The 15,984-nt window shown below is 57.6% G+C and carries 22 protein-coding genes; 7 read left to right on the top strand and 15 right to left on the bottom strand.

From position 1 onward, the window contains the following. Nucleotides 1-14: 14 nt before the first annotated feature. The 6 genes from erpA to rplM form a co-directional block, all read right to left on the bottom strand. On the bottom strand, nt 15-365 hold the full coding sequence (gene erpA / locus IEX44_RS13075; RefSeq protein ID WP_188694446.1) for an iron-sulfur cluster insertion protein ErpA: 351 nt from the start codon (nt 363-365) through the stop codon (nt 15-17). Nucleotides 366-473: 108 nt separating this feature from the next. Further along, the gene (locus IEX44_RS13070) at nt 474-899 is read right to left on the bottom strand and encodes a bactofilin family protein (RefSeq protein WP_188694443.1); all 426 of its coding nucleotides are present in this window, start codon (nt 897-899) and stop codon (nt 474-476) included. Next, a complete protein-coding gene (locus tag IEX44_RS13065; RefSeq protein WP_188694440.1) occupies nt 899-1,609 on the bottom strand; it encodes a DUF6776 family protein in 711 nt (236 codons plus the stop codon). Before IEX44_RS13065 ends, IEX44_RS13070 begins: the two co-directional genes overlap by 1 nt. Nucleotides 1,610-1,622: 13 nt before the next feature. Next, nucleotides 1,623-2,666: an N-acetyl-gamma-glutamyl-phosphate reductase gene (gene argC, locus IEX44_RS13060; protein WP_188694436.1), complete on the bottom strand. Its 1,044-nt coding sequence runs from the start codon at nt 2,664-2,666 to the stop codon at nt 1,623-1,625. Nucleotides 2,667-2,907: 241 nt separating this feature from the next. After that, nucleotides 2,908-3,300 carry a 30S ribosomal protein S9 gene (gene rpsI / locus IEX44_RS13055; protein WP_188694433.1) on the bottom strand — a complete coding sequence of 131 codons (393 nt, stop codon included), beginning with the start codon at nt 3,298-3,300 and terminating at the stop codon, nt 2,908-2,910. Nucleotides 3,301-3,311: 11 nt separating this feature from the next. Next, nucleotides 3,312-3,740: a 50S ribosomal protein L13 gene (gene rplM, locus IEX44_RS13050; protein ID WP_184099901.1), complete on the bottom strand. Its 429-nt coding sequence runs from the start codon at nt 3,738-3,740 to the stop codon at nt 3,312-3,314. Nucleotides 3,741-4,101: 361 nt separating this feature from the next. Between rplM and IEX44_RS13045 the strand changes: the two genes are divergently transcribed. Further along, entirely contained in the window at nt 4,102-4,521 is a 420-nt protein-coding gene (locus IEX44_RS13045) for an OsmC family protein (protein WP_188695170.1), read from the top strand. Nucleotides 4,522-4,597: 76 nt separating this feature from the next. Here the strand turns inward: IEX44_RS13045 and IEX44_RS13040 are convergent, their stop codons facing one another. Continuing rightward, nucleotides 4,598-5,455 (bottom strand): formate/nitrite transporter family protein, encoded by an 858-nt coding sequence (locus IEX44_RS13040; protein ID WP_188694431.1) that lies wholly within the window; start codon nt 5,453-5,455, stop codon nt 4,598-4,600. Nucleotides 5,456-5,621: 166 nt separating this feature from the next. Beyond that, complete coding sequence (coq7, locus tag IEX44_RS13035) at nt 5,622-6,275, bottom strand: 2-polyprenyl-3-methyl-6-methoxy-1,4-benzoquinone monooxygenase (RefSeq protein ID WP_188694428.1); 654 nt, start codon at nt 6,273-6,275, stop codon at nt 5,622-5,624. A 113-nt stretch (nt 6,276-6,388) separates the two neighbouring features. On the opposite strand from coq7, the gene IEX44_RS13030 reads away from it, so the two are divergent. From IEX44_RS13030 to IEX44_RS13020, 3 genes are all read left to right on the top strand, one after another. Further along, nucleotides 6,389-6,949, top strand: a complete 561-nt coding sequence (locus IEX44_RS13030; protein WP_188694425.1) for a peptidylprolyl isomerase — start codon at nt 6,389-6,391, stop codon at nt 6,947-6,949. Between the two features lie 48 nt (nt 6,950-6,997). After that, a complete protein-coding gene (locus tag IEX44_RS13025) occupies nt 6,998-7,501 on the top strand; it encodes a peptidylprolyl isomerase (protein ID WP_188694422.1) in 504 nt (167 codons plus the stop codon). An 88-nt stretch (nt 7,502-7,589) separates the two neighbouring features. Beyond that, on the top strand, nt 7,590-8,381 hold the full coding sequence (locus IEX44_RS13020) for a UDP-2,3-diacylglucosamine diphosphatase (RefSeq protein WP_229679077.1): 792 nt from the start codon (nt 7,590-7,592) through the stop codon (nt 8,379-8,381). 17 nt (nt 8,382-8,398) lie between these two features. On the opposite strand, the gene IEX44_RS13015 is transcribed toward IEX44_RS13020, so the two are convergent. From IEX44_RS13015 to rnhA, 6 genes are read right to left on the bottom strand one after another with little or no spacing between them, the layout of a single operon-like run. Further along, complete coding sequence (locus IEX44_RS13015; protein WP_229679075.1) at nt 8,399-9,331, bottom strand: homocysteine S-methyltransferase family protein; 933 nt, start codon at nt 9,329-9,331, stop codon at nt 8,399-8,401. A gap of 9 nt (nt 9,332-9,340) precedes the next feature. Then, the gene (gene ispF, locus IEX44_RS13010) at nt 9,341-9,817 is read right to left on the bottom strand and encodes a 2-C-methyl-D-erythritol 2,4-cyclodiphosphate synthase (protein WP_188694419.1); all 477 of its coding nucleotides are present in this window, start codon (nt 9,815-9,817) and stop codon (nt 9,341-9,343) included. Then, nucleotides 9,814-10,305, bottom strand: a complete 492-nt coding sequence (msrC, locus tag IEX44_RS13005) for a free L-methionine (R)-S-oxide reductase MsrC (RefSeq protein ID WP_188694416.1) — start codon at nt 10,303-10,305, stop codon at nt 9,814-9,816. Before msrC ends, ispF begins: the two co-directional genes overlap by 4 nt. 8 nt (nt 10,306-10,313) lie before the next feature. Further along, nucleotides 10,314-11,015 (bottom strand): 2-C-methyl-D-erythritol 4-phosphate cytidylyltransferase, encoded by a 702-nt coding sequence (gene ispD / locus IEX44_RS13000; protein ID WP_188694413.1) that lies wholly within the window; start codon nt 11,013-11,015, stop codon nt 10,314-10,316. Continuing rightward, a complete protein-coding gene (gene dnaQ, locus IEX44_RS12995; RefSeq protein WP_188694412.1) occupies nt 11,012-11,755 on the bottom strand; it encodes a DNA polymerase III subunit epsilon in 744 nt (247 codons plus the stop codon). The genes ispD and dnaQ overlap by 4 nt, the downstream gene beginning before the upstream one ends. Before the next feature lie 20 nt (nt 11,756-11,775). Continuing rightward, nucleotides 11,776-12,219, bottom strand: coding sequence for a ribonuclease HI (gene rnhA / locus IEX44_RS12990; protein ID WP_188694409.1), 444 nt, complete (start codon nt 12,217-12,219; stop codon nt 11,776-11,778). A 156-nt stretch (nt 12,220-12,375) separates the two neighbouring features. Between rnhA and IEX44_RS12985 the strand changes: the two genes are divergently transcribed. Then, nucleotides 12,376-12,690, top strand: a complete 315-nt coding sequence (locus IEX44_RS12985) for a hypothetical protein (protein ID WP_188694404.1) — start codon at nt 12,376-12,378, stop codon at nt 12,688-12,690. Nucleotides 12,691-12,695: 5 nt separating this feature from the next. On the opposite strand, the gene IEX44_RS12980 is transcribed toward IEX44_RS12985, so the two are convergent. Then, a complete protein-coding gene (locus IEX44_RS12980) occupies nt 12,696-13,457 on the bottom strand; it encodes a class I SAM-dependent methyltransferase (protein WP_188694401.1) in 762 nt (253 codons plus the stop codon). Here IEX44_RS12980 and gloB point away from each other — a divergent pair. Together gloB and IEX44_RS12970 are read left to right on the top strand one after the other, a co-directional pair. Next, a complete protein-coding gene (gloB, locus tag IEX44_RS12975) occupies nt 13,450-14,211 on the top strand; it encodes a hydroxyacylglutathione hydrolase (RefSeq protein ID WP_229679073.1) in 762 nt (253 codons plus the stop codon). The two genes, IEX44_RS12980 and gloB, sit on opposite strands and share 8 nt — an antisense overlap. Before the next feature lie 99 nt (nt 14,212-14,310). After that, nucleotides 14,311-15,948, top strand: a complete 1,638-nt coding sequence (locus IEX44_RS12970) for a lytic transglycosylase (RefSeq protein ID WP_188694395.1) — start codon at nt 14,311-14,313, stop codon at nt 15,946-15,948. Nucleotides 15,949-15,984 lie beyond the last annotated feature (36 nt).

Here is a 15,984-nt window from a genome sequence, read left to right as displayed (position 1 = left end):
GTCGTAGTGACCGGTCAGACCGAGAACGAAGAACCGCACCCGCAGGTAGAGGTAGCGTTCGGGTTCTTGATGGTGAATTGCGAACCTTCCAGGCTTTCGACGTAGTCGATTTCAGCACCAACCAGGTACTGGTAGCTCATCGGATCGATCAGCAGGGTTACACCACTTTTCTCGACCGGGGTGTCATCTTCGTTGACGATTTCATCGAACGTGAAGCCGTACTGAAAGCCAGAGCAGCCACCACCGGTCACGAATACGCGCAATTTCAGATCGGGATTACCTTCTTCCTCGATCAGTTCGCGTACCTTGCTGGCCGCGGAATCAGTGAAAATGAACGGGCTCGGCATTTCGGCTACCGCATTCATGGGATGCTCCTGCAATAGTTGACTAATATAGTTGGATTATCCGCCTCGCATGGCGGGCGGTCAATCTGTCAAACGGACAAAGCGGGCATCGCATTCATGCGGCGCCCCTCAGACGTGTGCGGTTTCTTTCTCTTGCGCACTCGGTGCAGTCTTTTCGGCAGCAGGCGTGACGACCGTAGCACCTGCCAGCGGGATCAACCGGCCTTCAATCACTGCACCCGGATGCATTTCCAGCATCTTGTAGGTGAGATCACCCTTGATCCGGGCTTTGGGCTGCAACTCGACAAACTGCGAACACTCGATCGGGCCGACGACTTCACCGTTCAGTACAAGATGGCTGCAGCGCACCTTGCCTTCAACCCTGGCTTTCTCCGAGACGACGAGCGTGCCATTTTTTTCATCCGCTGCGGTCACACTGCCACGAATGGTGCCATCAACCCGCAAGCCACCGGCAAACACGACATCGCCACTGACCGCACTGCCTTGACCGATCAGGCTGTCGATACGCTGGCTACCCTTTTTGTTCTTGAACATCAAATTCCTCCGGCTTTCTTCTGACATTGCGCCAGTGTGGTCCTGGCATCCTTGACGCCCAGCGTGGCCTCAAACAGCTCAGGCCGTGCGCCATCGGGCAACGTGACATCCCCTTCGATACGCTGATAGTGCTTGACCCGTACCGTTTGCTGCGCGAATTCGATCCGCGCGGGTTTGGCCTTGCTGGTGGCAGAGATGTTGAGCACACCATCAAACTCCGGGGCGCGATCTACCCCTTGCACCACCGTGAGACGGTAATGCCATTTGTTCTGCTCGCCCGGTTCAAACTCACAGGAGGCAAAACTCACCTGATGAGCGCGATCATTGGCCGTAAGCAATGTCTCGAAAAAGGCAAGGCGCTCGCGACTGCTGGCCAGCTCCTGCTGAGCGCTGGAAAGATCACCGGCGAGCGCCGCACGTGCTGCATCGGCCATTTGCAATTGCTGGGTTTTCTCTGCGAGCTGCAAGCTGACCTGAGCCAACGCACTGGCATTGGCCAGTGACGCTCTGGCGGCTTGCCCCAAGCGCTCACTTTCCTGCCTCGAACCATTCTGATAGCCCCACCATACCCCCGTCACGACCGCCACCGACAAGACGCCGACCAGCGTTGTCAATTGCAATAGCCGACCGGTGACACCTGGTGCCGGTTTGACAGACAAGGGCGCGGCGGTCAGCCGCGCCCTTTGCAAACGGTAAAGCCGCCGTCGCATGAGTCAGCGGACCTCAGGGCAGCAGCGGGACAATGTCGAGGCCCTGCTGTTCCGGCAAGCCGAACATCAGGTTCATCACTTGTACCGCCTGGCCAGAAGCGCCCTTCACGAGGTTATCTTCCACCACCAGAATAATCAGAAGATCGCCATTTCCCGGGCGATGAACCGCAATCCGGGCGTAGTTGGAACCACGCACAGAACGGGTTTCCGGTGTGGCACCTGCCGGCATCACATCCACGAACGGCTCGTTGGCAAAGCAGTCTTCAAACAACTTCTGGAAATCTGTATCGCGCGCCTCGGGCAGGATACGCGCGTACAACGTGGAATGAATGCCGCGAATCAGCGGCGTCAGATGCGGCACGAAGGTCAGATTGACCGGAGCGCCGTGAATAGCAGTCAGCCCCTGGATCATTTCCGGCGAGTGACGATGCCCCTTCACGCCATAAGCTTTGAAATTGTCACCCGCTTCGGCAAACAACGTACCCACTTCAGCCTTGCGGCCGGCGCCGGACACGCCGGATTTACAGTCAGCGATCAGCGTCTGGGTGTCGATGAGTTTCTTGCCACCGTCCAGCAGAGGTTTGAAACCGAGTTGCACAGAGGTCGGGTAACAGCCTGCCATACCAATCAGACGGGCCTTGCGGATGGCCTCACGATTCACTTCTGGCAAGCCGTATACAGCTTCAGCCAGGAGGTCAGTACAGGTATGCGCCATGGCATACCACTTCTGGAATTCTTCAGGATCTTTCAGCCGGAAATCCGCAGCCAGATCAATCACCTTGACGCCCGCTTCAAGCAGTTCGCGCGCCTGAGCCATAGCCACACCATGCGGAGTAGCAAAGAACACGACGTCGCATTGCTTGAGGTCAGAGTCATCCGGCGAGGAAAACGCGACATCCACGCAGCCACGCAGGCTCGGGAACATGTCAGCAACCGGCATGCCGGCTTCCTTGCGCGAGGTAACAGCCTTGATCCGGGCGCCACCATGGCGGGACAACAAACGCAGCAGTTCTACGCCGGTGTAACCGGTGCCGCCAACAATACCCACGTTGATCATGTTTGCTTGTCTCCCATGGCTAAAAAGTCAGACTGAAGATAATAACAGACTAAACGGTCTACCTTACTGCGATCTCTGTAACGCACGCCATCGCAAGTCTGCTGACGCCGGCCACTCGTCAGAGGTCAAAAAACGGACATAAAAGCATGAAGCCAGGACACACATCCATAGACCGGAGCCTGAAAATGAAAAAACCGCCCACAAGGGGCGGTTCTTTTGAGCAAGAAACACTCGCAGCGAATTAACGCTTGGAGAATTGCTTGCGACGGCGGGCCTTGCGCAGACCAACCTTCTTACGTTCAACTTCACGCGCATCGCGAGTAACCAGACCAGCAGCCTTCAGAGTCGGCTTCAGTTCAGCAGAGAAGTCGATCAGAGCGCGGGTGATGCCGTGACGCAGTGCGCCGGCTTGACCGGTTTCGCCACCACCAACCACATTGACCAGAATGTCAAAGGATTCGAGGTTCTGGGTCAGTTCCAGCGGCTGGCGAACGACCATGCGGCCGGTTTCACGAGCGAAGTATTGATCCAGCGGCTTGCCGTTAACAACGATGTTACCGGTGCCCTTGGTCAGAAACACACGAGCAACTGCGCTCTTGCGACGACCGGTACCGTAATAGTATTTACCTACCATTTGGGCTTTCCTTAGATATCCAGAACTTGCGGCAGCTGGGCAGAGTGCGGATGCTCAGTGCCAGCATAAACCTTCAGCTTCTTCAGCATGGCGTAGCCCAGTGGGCCCTTCGGCAGCATGCCTTTCACTGCGGTCTCGAGCACACGGCCCGGGAACTTGTTTTGCAGTTCAGTGAAGGTACGTTCATAGATACCGCCCGGGAAACCGGAGTGACGGTAGTAAATCTTGGACGTTGCCTTGTCACCGGTTACGCGCAGTTTGTCTGCGTTAACCACTACGATGTAGTCGCCCGTATCAACGTGAGGGGTGTACTCGGCCTTGTGCTTGCCACGCAGACGCTTGGCGATTTCAGCCGCGAGACGACCCAGCACTTTGTCAGTGGCGTCAACGACGTACCACTCGCGCTTTACCTCGTGCGGCTTGGCAGAAAAAGTTTTCATAACTGCTCGTATCCACAATTCGATTTGGAGAAAGTCGCGGATTTTATCCCTGTATTCAAGGCTCTGTCAAACCTGAATGCATCGGAAATGGTTAACTCTGACATACGGTGGCAAAAAAAACGCAATCCTGGTCTGGATTGCGCTGAATTCCACCAAAGAAGGAGGATGGAGGAGACAACATCAAGGCGGACCTTGACGTTGCGATTTGAGTATATGACAAACAGCTAAACCGTTTCAAGCAAAATTGTTGCAACGCCGCAATTCAGGCAAAGCCCGCCCCTGCTGGTCTGGCGCCGGATTGAAAGGCTACAATCGGGCTCCACATATAATCTTTATATTCAGACAGACAAGCGGGTTGATGATGAAAGCGCGATTGAAATGGGTTGAAGCAGTCAGTTTCCTGGCCGAGTCCGGCTCTGGCCATGCAGTGCTTATGGACGGTGCACCTGAAGGTGGTGGCCGCAATCTGGGCCCGCGCCCGATGGAACTGGTACTTATGGGCACCGTCGGCTGCACGACGTACGATGTGATCCACATTCTGAAAAAGAGCCGCGCCGATGTACGCGACTGCGTGGTGGAGGTCGATTCAGACCGCGCCACTGAAGACCCGAAGGTTTTCACCCGCATCCATTTTCACTTCATTGTGACTGGCAAGGCACTCAAACCAGAGATGGTAGAGCGCGCAATCAAACTCTCGGCAGAAAAGTATTGTTCTGCTTCTATCATGCTGGGCAAGACAGCAGATATCACACACGACTTCGAAATCCGCGAAGCGGACTAAGCGTTGCGGGCACACCGCATGTAAAAAAGGCCGCTCATTGCGGCCTTTTTTTTCTGGATCATGCCGACAAGCCCGATCATGGGACCAGGTCGGGCACGCAACCTTCTGCCACTGGGTGCGCATGGTTGGTAGTTGCAACAGGCTTCTTGCGTACCGGCAGATAAATCAGCGCATAAGGCAGGCCGATCAGCAATGCGCCGCCCACCAGATTGCCCAGTGTCGCCGGGATCAGGTTGCCAATCACAAACTGGCTCACGCTGATATCAGCCCCAGCCATCATGGCTGCGGGAATGATAAACAGGTTGGCAATACTGTGCTCCATACCCAGTGTGACAAATGCCATCACCGGGAACCAGATACCCAGCATCCGCCCGAAGGTGTCTTTGGCCGAATAACCCTGCATCGATGCGACGCACACCAGCATATTCGCCAGCAAACCCTTGGTGAAGGTCATCCAGAACGGGTGGGATACCTTGCCGTTGGCAATCGCAATCAGATACTGGGTCGCTGCATCAGAAGTCAGCAAATGGGTTTCCAGGCCGAACAACCAGGCGGTTACCACTGCACCAATCGCATTGCCTGCAAAAGAGATAACCCAGAAGCGCGTCAGGGTTTTGGCGCCAATGCCACCTTGCCACCAGGCGGTAAACCCGCCGGCGCAGTTGGATGTAAACAGATCAACACCCGTGAGCGTCACCGCAATAAAGCCTAGCGGAAACACCGCACCGAACAAGAATTTCTGCAACCCGGGGTTGGATGCAGCCAGGCCGGTGGCGCCACCGGCGACTTCCATGGCCAGCAAAGTGCCCAGACCGATAAACATACCGCCCAGCACAGCCATCAGGCCAAGCCGCCAAACCGGCATCACGGCTTTTTCGGTGCCGTGATGCGCCATGTAATCGACAATTTCAGAGGGAGATCGAAGGAGTGACATGCCGCACCTGCGTGGTCAAAGTGATATGACATGCAGTTATACGCGGGGCGTCGGGGGGTTCTCTGTGAACAAGTTCCGCTGGAACATGCCACTTTACAAACAATTGATTCGAATCAAGAAATTGCTGTGACGAAGTACCAATCCTCCGCCATCCGGAGGATTTACATCACAAGCGATAAGACAGCGACGTCATGACTTTGGAGGTTTGCGCCATCAAATGCACCACAGGCAGAGGCAACGGCGCACCGCCCATTTCTTCGGCCAGATGCGCGTGTTGCATTTCATCGGTATGCATTTGTTCGACCACCGCACGACTCTTGGCATCTTGCGGGGGCAATTCACGCAGGTGCGACTGCAAATGCTCGCCAACCTGGCGTTCGGTTTCCGCCAGAAACCCGAGGTTCCATTTGTCACCAATGACGCCTGCAGCCACACCCAGCGCCAGACTGCCGGCATACCAGAACGGGTTGAGCAAGCTAGGGCGACTCCCCAGTTCATGCAGACGTTGCTCGGTCCATGCCAGATGTTCAACTTCTTCGTGCGCCGCATGCCGCAAAGCGTCCCGGGCGGCAGGGTCACGAGCGGTAAGGCTTTGCCCCTGATAAAGCGCCTGCGCACAAACCTCGCCACTATGATTCACCCGCATCAGACCCGCCGCGTGGGATTTGTCGGCATCGGTCATCTCGGCTTCATCAATGTGCGCGTCCGGATGAGTGCGCTCACTCATCGCGGGCGCCGCCAGGGTACGCAGCATGACGTCGAATTCAGCAATCAGGCGATCAACGGAAGGCAGGGCGGGCAGGCGGGGCACAGGCAACATGGCAAGGATTCCGGTAGTCACTCAAGCGGCAGATTGGCGCCCATTCTAGCGCAAGGAGGCATCAAATTGCCGTGCTATCATTGCCGCCTTGTCCCCTCATCGAGTCATAACGCATGAAAAAGTTCTTGCTGGCACTGGGCCTGACACTGATCGCTGGCGTGGCTGCCGCTGCCAATCCGCAAGTGGTTCTGGATACATCCAAGGGCCAGATCACCGTCGAGTTGTATCCGGATGCTGCACCGGCGTCCGTCGCCAACTTTCTGCAATATGTAAAAGACAAACACTACGATGGCACTATCTTTCATCGGGTGGTCAAAGACTTTGTGGTACAAGGCGGTGGCATGGACGCCAACATGAAGGAACGTCCGACGCGTGCGCCGATCAAAAACGAAGCAGCCAAAGCCTACAAGGCCGGTCTGAAGAATGACCGCGGCACCTTGGCAATGGCCCGTACCGGCGATCCAGACTCGGCCACCAGCCAGTTCTATATCAACCTCAAGAACAACGATTTCCTGAATTACCCGAGCCGCGACGGCTATGGCTATGCCGTATTTGGCAAGGTGATCAAGGGTATGGAAGTGGTTGACGCCATCGCCGATGCGCCGACCGTGCCCGGTGACGTGCCGGCAACGCCAATCCTGATCAAGAGTGCACGCACTAGCGGCAGCAAGTAATTTTTTTGATTTTTGTAATTTGCAGACCCTTTTAAAGGACACGACACCATGACGACCAAAGTGAAGCTTGCCACCTCCATGGGCGATATCGTGCTGGAGCTGGATGAAGCCAAGGCACCGAAAACCGTCGCCAATTTTGTGCAATATGTGCAAGACGGCCACTACAACGGTACGGTGTTCCACCGCGTCATCGACGGTTTCATGATTCAGGGCGGCGGCTTTGAGTCCGGCCTGAAACAAAAGCCGACCCGCGAAAACATCGAGAACGAAGCCAGCAACGGCCTGAAGAACGATGCCTACACGGTTGCCATGGCCCGCACGCCGGAACCGCATTCGGCCTCCGCGCAGTTTTTCATCAACGTGTCTGATAACGACTTCCTGAACTACAAGTCCCCGACGCCGCAAGGCTGGGGTTACGCTGTGTTCGGCAAAGTAGTCGAAGGCAAGGATGTCGTTGACCAGATCAAGGGCGTGAAGACTGGCAACAAAGGCTTCCACCAGGATGTGCCACGTGACGATGTCAGTATCGTGACCGCTGAAGTCCTGGAATAAGCACTCTGGCGGCTGGCACAACCCTGCCAACGTCGTTACACAAAAAAAGCGCGGTCATCTGGCCGCGCTTTTTGTATGCTCCTCAATCATGATGATCCGACCGACCCTGTTTATCTCTGATCTGCACCTTTCACCGGCAGACCCGGCCACCACCGGGGCATTCCGGCGCTTTCTGGCCGAACGCGCCAGCGCCGCCAGCCGGCTGTATATCCTTGGGGATTTGTTCAACGCCTGGATTGGCGACGACCAATTGTCAGAGCCTTATTACGCCGGGATCGCGCAGGACATCCAGCAACTCACCCGCAGTGGCGTGGCGGTGTATTTCATGCCCGGCAACCGGGATTTTCTGTGCGGCAAAAGGCTGGCGCGCGAAGCTGGCCTGACGATCCTGCCCGACCCCACGACCATCTCACTGGATGACAACACACCCGTACTACTGGCACACGGCGATGCCTACTGTACAGATGACGCGAACTATATGAAGTTTCGCCGCATTGTGCGCAGTGGCTGGGCGCAGGCGATCTGGCTGGCCCTACCCTATCGCTGGCGCAATCGCAAAGCCGGGCAGTTAAGGGCGCAGTCCAGTGCCGCCAACCAGACAAAGATGCAGAGCATCATGGATGTCAACGTCACTGCCATTGAAACCGCACTGGTTACTGCTGGCACCAGGGTGATGATCCACGGCCATACCCACCGGCCTGCACGACACGATGCGCCCTTTGGGACCCGTTGGGTATTACCCGACTGGTACGCCGGAGCGGGAGGGTATCTGCAATGGCAAGACGGTGCGTGGTCAATGCTGACGCTCAGCGCGACGCCTTTACTGGACGATGCAGGCCAGCCACGGCCTGGCACGCGTCTACCGGTTCACGCTCACTGACCTACCTGCCTGACCCGTCAGCCGTGCGGATGATCGTGTTCAGCGATGACCTCATGGACACACGCAATGTGTGCGGGGCCAATGCCGCAGCAGCCACCGACGATGCTCACGCCTTCATCCAGCCAGCGTGATGCCCAGCGCGCATAGCCGGACGGATCAAGATCCGGGCGCAGTTCATCAAGTTCGCCATTCGCCTCGGCATCTGCGCTTTGCGGCGGAAAAGCATTGGCATACACGCCGACGGGTAAATCCACATCCAGATGGCCGAGCACGGCGCGCGCTTCGCGCACGGCAGCACTCATTACCTCAGGCTGGCTGCAATTGAACAGAATCGCAGCAGCATCCAGTTCGACAGCCACCTTCACGGCATCTGCCACAGACTCTCCCGAGCGGATGCGCGGACACGCCGGGTCCGGGTGTTCATCTTCCAGCGTATAAGACACCCACAAGGGTTGCGTCTGCTGCTGTGCGTCAAGCGCGGCCCGAACGGCGATCACTTCTGCGGTAGTACTTTGGGTTTCTGCCAGCCAGACATCAACGGAGGGTGCCAGCGCACTCACCAGACAAGCCAGAATGCGATCGGCCTGTTTGCGATCAAACAGATCGGCGCGGTAAGAGCCACAGGTTGGTGGCAATGATCCCGCCACCCGCACCGCGTGAGAAGCCGCAGCGGCAGCATCTCGGGCCAATTGCCCTGCCAGTGCTGCCAATTGCTTGCCTTCAACTGCAAAGACGGCCTCACCGACGTGAAACGGCACAACCGCGTAACTATTGGTGGTAATCACCTGTGCGCCCGCAGCAATAAACCGGTCGTGCACCTGCCGGACAGACTCGGGGGCTTCCATCAGCGCCAATGCCGACCACTCCGGCTGACGGAATGGTGCGCCCATGCGGGCCAGTTCGCGCCCCATGCCACCGTCCAGCAGGACCAACTCACGCGCAGTGCTCACACCCGCTCCTTAATCGCGCGGCAACAACAGGCACACGGCCTGCGCTTCGACGGATTCTGATGCGCCAACCGAGCCCAGTTTTTCGTAGGTTTTGGCTTTGACATTCACCTGGGCCGGTGTCACACCCAGATCTGCCGCGATATTGGCAACCATGGCCGGAATGTGCGGCGCCATTTTGGGCTGCTGGATCAGAATACTGGCGTCTACGTTGCCGACTTCCCAGCCCGCCTCGCCTGCGCGGCGTACGGCTTCGCGCAGCAGCACACGACTGTCTGCGCCTTTGAAATCAGGATCGGTGTCCGGAAAATGCCGGCCAATATCACCCAGCCCAGCCGCACCAAGCACAGCATCGGTGATGGCATGCAAAAGCGCGTCGGCATCGGAATGGCCCAACAGGCCGAGATGAAATGGAATCTCTACGCCACCGAGGATCAGCTTGCGCCCTTCGACAAGACGATGCACATCCCAGCCCTGGCCGATTCTCATGCTGACACCTTCACGTCGGTCATTACGGCCATCAGACGCTCCAGCCAGTAGCCGTCTTCATCATCAAAGGTGGCTAGCTCGGTGCTGTCTACATCCAGCACGCCAGTGACCTTGCCATCTGCATCGTGCAGCGGCACCACCACTTCAGAGCGAGAGAGCGACGAGCACGCGATATGGCCGGGGAAGGCGTCTACATCCGGCACCACCAGCGTTTTGTTCTGCGCCCAGGCACCACCGCACACGCCTTTGCCATAAGCAATACGAGTGCAGGCGATAGGCCCCTGGAACGGGCCCAGCACCAGTTGCTCGCCAACTACGCGGTAAAAGCCAATCCACAGCCAACCAAACGTCATTTGCAATGCCGCAGCCGTATTGGCCATGCGGGCGATGGGGTCATGTTCACCTTCCAGCAAGGCCACCAGTTGCTTTTCCAGCGACTGGTAGCGTTCTGCCTTGCTGCCACCCTCGATCACCAGTGTTTCTGCCATGTTTTTTCTCAATCCTTGTCATGTGATGCACTGGCCAGGATCAGGCTGGCCAGGTGTAGATCCTGCGGGTAAGTCACTTTCAGATTCCACGGGCTACCGTGAATCAGTTTTGGGGACTGCCCGGTTTTTTCAATGGCGCTGGCCTCGTCGGTGATATCCGGCCCCATGCCGCTCACGAGGGCATCGTGGAGCGGCTGCAAGCGGAACATCTGCGGCGTCTGAGCTTGCCACAAACCATCCCGTGGACGAGTGGCCGCAATCCGTTGGCTGGCATCTGCCGCTTTCAGGGTATCTGCTACCGGCACGGCCAGGATGCCGCCAACCGGGTCATCTTTGAGCGCTGCAATCATGCCAGACACCAGATCGGGCGATACGCATGGCCGGGCAGCATCGTGCACCAGCACCCAGCTTTGAGCGTCAAAGCCTTCGGCACGCAAAGCCTCAAGGCCATTGCAAACCGATGCCGCACGGCTATCGCCACCGCAACGCAGCACCTTGAGGCGGTCAAAGCCGCCCCAGTCCAGTTCACCCCAGCGGGTGTCATCGGGCGAAACCACCACGGCAACCAGGTCGATTTCCGGCACGGCATGTAGCGCAGCGACGGTGTGTTCCATCACGGTTTTGCCGCACAGCGGGAGATATTGCTTGGGCATTGCCGCGCCCATACGGCTGCCGCTGCCAGCAGCGGGCAGTAGCGCGATGATGCTCATTGTGCGGTACCGGTTTCAGTCGGCGCGGGGTTTTCAATGGCATGCCACAGGCATTGGCCTTTGACGATTTTGTCCAGATCATTCAGGTAGGTATCGTGTGCGGCCAGTTCGTCTTCCGTCGGCAGCAACACTTTAAGCGGTTTGCGCGCGATACCGCTGGCACTGACGCCCGCAGCACCGCCACTGCTGGTTTCGGGCTGGAAATCGATCAGCAAGCTGTCCTGACCGCGAGTCAGTGCCAGATAAACTTCAGCCAGCAGTTCACAGTCGATCAGGGCGCCATGCAGCACCCGCGCAGAGCGGTCTACTTCAAACCGGTCACACAGGGCATCCAGACTATTGCGCTTGCCCGGAAACTGGTCTTTGGCCATGGCCAGCGTATCGATCACGCTAGCGACGTAATCGGTGATCTTGCCGCGTCCCAGCAAACCCAGTTCGGCGTTCAGAAAACCCACGTCAAATGGCGCGTTGTGGATGATCAATTCCGAACCGGCCACAAAGCTCAGGAAGTCATCAACAATGGCAGCAAATTTGGGCTTGTCTGACAAAAACTCAGTGGTCAACCCGTGCACGCCCAGCGCGCCTTCTTCGCTATCACGCCCGGGATTGATGTAAAGATGCAAGGTATGTTCGGCCACAATCTTGCGGTCGATCATCTCCAGCGCGGCGATTTCCAGAATGCGGTTGCCGTCATCAACGCGCAGGCCGGTCGTTTCAGTATCAAGAATGATTTGACGCATATATTTTCTATATCAATAACTTACAGACGACCAAGCACCTGGTCGACACCGCGATTGGCCAACTGGTCAGCGCGTTCGTTGAATTCGTGGCCGGAGTGACCTTTCACCCATTTCCAGGTCACCTGATGGCGCTGTACCTGAGTGTCCAGTTCTTGCCAGAGATCAGCGTTCTTCACCGGTTTTTTGTCGGCGGTCTTCCAGCCATTGCGCTTCCAGCCGTGAATCCAGGTTTCGATGCCGTTCTTCACATATTGCGAGTCGGTGTAGACCATGACTTCGCAGGGACGCAGCAGGAGCGTCAGTCCCTTGATCACACCCATCAATTCCATACGGTTGTTGGTCGTGTGGGGCTCTCCGCCAAACAGTTCTTTTTCTTTATCGCCATAACGCAACAAAGCGCCCCAACCACCGGGGCCGGGGTTGCCCTTGCAGGCACCGTCGGTATACATCTCTACAATGGGCATTCAAATCCTTATGGCCTGTAGCCGCCACCACAACCTGGTTGGTGGCGTTGCGCTCACTGGCCGTACTGGTAGCACTGTCTGCGTTTCGCGCGCCTCGCCATCACCGTTGCACCGGGCTGCATCAGCAGCCCTTCACGATTTATGGAGAAGAACACAATGCGTTCTGTCTTTCTGGTTGCGTTCCTGATTGCCGGGCTGACATCTACTGCCACCGAGGCTGCGCCATTTTGCTTGTGGCGGGCGCCCTGGGGCAAGGACATGGCAGGCAAACCGGATCGCTGGTTGAATCTGACCGTGGTGCAATACATCGACGTCACCGATACAGATGTTCATATCGTGTTTGGTGGCGGCAACCTGGGTAGCGGTCACGACCTGCACATTCAGGTCAAAAATCGGGATGAAGCGCAGAAAATCCTGAAAGAACTCAACGATACCGCCAAAGCCTGCGACCGGGACGAGCGCAGCAGCTGACCCGTTCAGGGCTTGCAGCGATCTTTTTCAGCCTGGAAGCGCAGCTTGTCGATGGCCGCTGCCGGCGTACCCGAAGGTGCCGGTACGCGCTTCCAGCCGGGGCCGATCATGCGCACGCCGCGCACGCGCTTGACGAGATCCAGACAATACACGCCTCCGGCCGCCGGCCACCAGCGATCACCCGCGTTTTCCAGGAAGCGCGAGCGATTCAGCCACTTTTCTTGCTGTACCGGCAGGCTGTAGCACAAGTATTCCCCGCGCATGGACTCCAGATTCAGCAACGACAACCAGTCTTTCAGTCGCGGCAATGCGATGAACTGCCCTTGCCAGGGCACACTTTGCTGCCGATGCCGCAAGCGTTTCATGCCCCATAAACTCCACGGATTGAACCCTGTGATCAAAAGACGACCTTCTGGCACCAGCACTCGCTCAGCCTCACGCAGTACCTGATGGGGGTCTTTGCAGAAGTCCAGTACGTGCGGCAAGGCCAGCAAGTCCAGCGACTGGTTCTCGAATGGCAATAACTCCGGCACGCAGCGCACGCGCACGCCCGCCGACTGCCCGGCAATGGCACGCCACGGCATCCGGTTATTGCGCAGACAGTCCACTTGCGGCAATTCCAGCTGGACCGCCTTGTAGCCGAAAATATCGGCTGTCGTGCGGTCAAACCAGCCAGCTTCTTCTGCCAGCACATAACTGCCTAGCGGGCTTTGCAGCCACGCGGCAAAATAGTCGAACGTGTTTTCCACGCTGACGGGCATGTCCATGTTCAAGATCACCCCGATTCCCATTTTTGATGACAATTATATCTGGCTTTTGCAAAACGGCACCGCTGCCGTCGCCGTCGATCCGGGCAGCGCCCCGCCATTGCTGGATTACCTCAAGGCCAATCAGCTCGATCTGGTGGCGATTCTGGCCACCCATCACCACGCCGATCACGTGGGCGGCCTTGCCGAACTGGCCGCTGCTGCGCCCTGCCCGGTCTATGGACCAGGCAGCATTGCAGGTGTGACCAATCCCGTCACAGATGGAGATACCATCCGTCTGCTCGATGCGGACTTCCGGATTATCGCCCTGCCCGGCCACACGCTGGACCACATCGGCTATATCGGAGCGGGTGGGGTGTTCTGTGGCGACACACTGTTTGCTGGTGGCTGCGGCCGGCTTTTTGAGGGCACACCCGCGCAAATGTTCCGCTCACTCTCCGCGCTGGCCAGCTTGCCGCAAGACACCAGGGTTTATTGCACACACGAATACACCTTATCCAATTTGCGGTTTGCCCGCGCAGTCGAGCCTGACAGCGCGCCTCTGGCCGCCCGCATCATCAACGAGACCGCAAAACGCGAGATCAACCAACCCACTTTGCCTTCGAGCATTGGGCTGGAACTGGCAACCAACCCCTTCCTGAGAGCGGACGAGCCGGCCGTCATTGCGGCCGCCCAGACCCGTGATCCAGCCGCACAAAACCCGGTGAGCGTCTTTGCTACCCTGCGCCGGTGGAAAGACGAGTTTCGCGGGTGAACCGCCTGTCATCCGCCGACTTCAGAAATGCCTTGTTGACAGTGTGGGCATGCCCCGGCAACATCCGTTCAATTTGAAATTAATCAGGGCCTTGGCATCATGAAATACCGACTGCTCGCTGGCATTATTGCCGGCCTGCTCAGTACAGCGACGTTTGCTGAAGGAGAAACAGTCGGAACCACCCGGCTCGATTACCAGCTGCACGACCCCGCTTTCCAGATCAATGACGATACGCGCCTGACTGTCTCGATGCTGTTTGGCGAGTCCTCGCCCGAAGCCATCGCGGCCTACAACTCCTTGTGGGATCGTCTGCGTGCCGGCTTCGCGATGGATGACCCGGACAGTGCACTCGTCACCAAGTGGGAAAACTACTACGCCGCCCGCCCGGAATACCTGAACCGGATTCTGGATCGTGGTCAGCGTTATCTGTTCTATGTCTCCGGCGAAGTCGAAAAACGCGGCATGCCAATGGAACTGGCGCTCCTGCCCATGATTGAGAGCGCGTACAACCCCAAAGCTGAATCTCCCGCCCGTGCCGCCGGCATGTGGCAGTTCATCCCGGATACGGGCAAGCGTTACGGTCTGGAACGCACCTGGTGGTACGACGGCCGCCGCGACGTGGTCGCGGCCACGCAAGCCGCGCTGGACTACCTGGAAGAACTGCATGGCATGTTCGGTGACTGGCAACTCGCACTGGCCTCCTACAACTGGGGCGAAAACGCCGTAGCCCGTGCGATCGCTAAAAATCAGGCGGCCGGTCTGCCGACCGACTTTGCCAGCCTGCGCATGCCGGATGAAACCCGCAATTACGTACCCAAGCTACTGGCCATCCGCAATATTGTGCAGAACCCGGCGGCTTACGGTATTGCACTGAATGACATCCCCAACCGCGCTTACTTCGCGACGGTCAGCCCTGACCGCCATATGGATGTCAAAGTGGCAGCCGAACTGGCTGAAACGCCAGTGGAAGAATTGCTGCGTCTGAACCCGGGTTTTATTCGTCCGGTGATTGCACACAAGGATGAGCGCCTGCTGGTGCTGCCGGCGGACAAGGTCGATGTATTCCAGAAGAATCTGGCCAGCTACGACAAGCCGTTGTTGAACTGGCAACCGTATGTGACTCATCCTGGTGAAAACCTGGACAAGCTGGCCTCTTCGTTTGGCATGTCCCTCGCCGAACTGAAAGACGTGAACGACATCACCGCGCGTGAGCGCGTTGCCCGCGGTCAGACGATCCTGGTGCCCAAGAATGCGGACGTGAACGAGTCTGAACAGCAAACGCTGGTCGCACTGGCTGCAAACCGCGCTGCAGATCCGGTTGATACCGGTGCGCAGGACAAGCCTCAGGCTCGTCGTCTGCCAGCCGTGGCAATGCGTGATGACAGTGGCAATGGCGTGATCTCTTACCGCGTGGCACGGGGTGATACCGTGTTCAATATCGCCAAGCGTTACGGCGTGACAGTGGCCTCGATCAAGTCCATGAACGGTCTGCGCAGCAATCATATCCAGTTGGGGCAGACGCTCAAGCTGGCCAGCAATGGCAACGGTGGTGCCGCAGGTGTCAAACGCATCAGCTACACCCCGCCCGTTGCACAGAAGTACGTCGTCAAGCGCGGGGATACGCTCAACTCCATCGCCCGCAGCCACAACGTCGATACGGCTGATATCAAGCGCTGGAACCCGCAGCAGTCATTTACACCAGGTGTCCATCTGGTGATCTACCAACCGAATGGCTAATCTGCGTTCAGACTGGTAACACCCATAAAAAAAGCC

The sequence above is a fragment of the Silvimonas amylolytica genome (genome assembly GCF_014645555.1).
Lineage (GTDB): Bacteria > Pseudomonadota > Gammaproteobacteria > Burkholderiales > Chitinibacteraceae > Silvimonas > Silvimonas amylolytica.
This window is presented reverse-complemented; position numbering and strand designations above follow the sequence as displayed.

Excerpts from the sequence above, each read along its gene's own strand:
- dnaQ (WP_188694412.1), bottom strand. The coding sequence starts at position 11,755 with ATGCGTCAAATCATTCTTGATACTGAAACGACCGGCCTGCGCGTTGAT.
- IEX44_RS13070 (WP_188694443.1), bottom strand. The coding sequence starts at position 899 with ATGTTCAAGAACAAAAAGGGTAGCCAGCGTATCGACAGCCTGATCGGT.
- IEX44_RS13030 (WP_188694425.1), top strand. The coding sequence starts at position 6,389 with ATGAAAAAGTTCTTGCTGGCACTGGGCCTGACACTGATCGCTGGCGTG.
- IEX44_RS13065 (WP_188694440.1), bottom strand. The coding sequence starts at position 1,609 with ATGCGACGGCGGCTTTACCGTTTGCAAAGGGCGCGGCTGACCGCCGCG.
- rnhA (WP_188694409.1), bottom strand. The coding sequence starts at position 12,219 with ATGCCCATTGTAGAGATGTATACCGACGGTGCCTGCAAGGGCAACCCC.
- IEX44_RS12970 (WP_188694395.1), top strand. The coding sequence starts at position 14,311 with ATGAAATACCGACTGCTCGCTGGCATTATTGCCGGCCTGCTCAGTACA.
- rpsI (WP_188694433.1), bottom strand. The coding sequence starts at position 3,300 with ATGGTAGGTAAATACTATTACGGTACCGGTCGTCGCAAGAGCGCAGTT.
- IEX44_RS13025 (WP_188694422.1), top strand. The coding sequence starts at position 6,998 with ATGACGACCAAAGTGAAGCTTGCCACCTCCATGGGCGATATCGTGCTG.
- erpA (WP_188694446.1), bottom strand. The coding sequence starts at position 365 with ATGAATGCGGTAGCCGAAATGCCGAGCCCGTTCATTTTCACTGATTCC.
- gloB (WP_229679073.1), top strand. The coding sequence starts at position 13,450 with ATGTCCATGTTCAAGATCACCCCGATTCCCATTTTTGATGACAATTAT.
- msrC (WP_188694416.1), bottom strand. The coding sequence starts at position 10,305 with ATGGCAGAAACACTGGTGATCGAGGGTGGCAGCAAGGCAGAACGCTAC.
- IEX44_RS13020 (WP_229679077.1), top strand. The coding sequence starts at position 7,590 with ATGATGATCCGACCGACCCTGTTTATCTCTGATCTGCACCTTTCACCG.
- rplM (WP_184099901.1), bottom strand. The coding sequence starts at position 3,740 with ATGAAAACTTTTTCTGCCAAGCCGCACGAGGTAAAGCGCGAGTGGTAC.
- ispF (WP_188694419.1), bottom strand. The coding sequence starts at position 9,817 with ATGAGAATCGGCCAGGGCTGGGATGTGCATCGTCTTGTCGAAGGGCGC.
- IEX44_RS12980 (WP_188694401.1), bottom strand. The coding sequence starts at position 13,457 with ATGGACATGCCCGTCAGCGTGGAAAACACGTTCGACTATTTTGCCGCG.
- coq7 (WP_188694428.1), bottom strand. The coding sequence starts at position 6,275 with ATGTTGCCTGTGCCCCGCCTGCCCGCCCTGCCTTCCGTTGATCGCCTG.
- IEX44_RS12985 (WP_188694404.1), top strand. The coding sequence starts at position 12,376 with ATGCGTTCTGTCTTTCTGGTTGCGTTCCTGATTGCCGGGCTGACATCT.
- IEX44_RS13040 (WP_188694431.1), bottom strand. The coding sequence starts at position 5,455 with ATGTCACTCCTTCGATCTCCCTCTGAAATTGTCGATTACATGGCGCAT.
- ispD (WP_188694413.1), bottom strand. The coding sequence starts at position 11,015 with ATGAGCATCATCGCGCTACTGCCCGCTGCTGGCAGCGGCAGCCGTATG.
- argC (WP_188694436.1), bottom strand. The coding sequence starts at position 2,666 with ATGATCAACGTGGGTATTGTTGGCGGCACCGGTTACACCGGCGTAGAA.
- IEX44_RS13045 (WP_188695170.1), top strand. The coding sequence starts at position 4,102 with ATGAAAGCGCGATTGAAATGGGTTGAAGCAGTCAGTTTCCTGGCCGAG.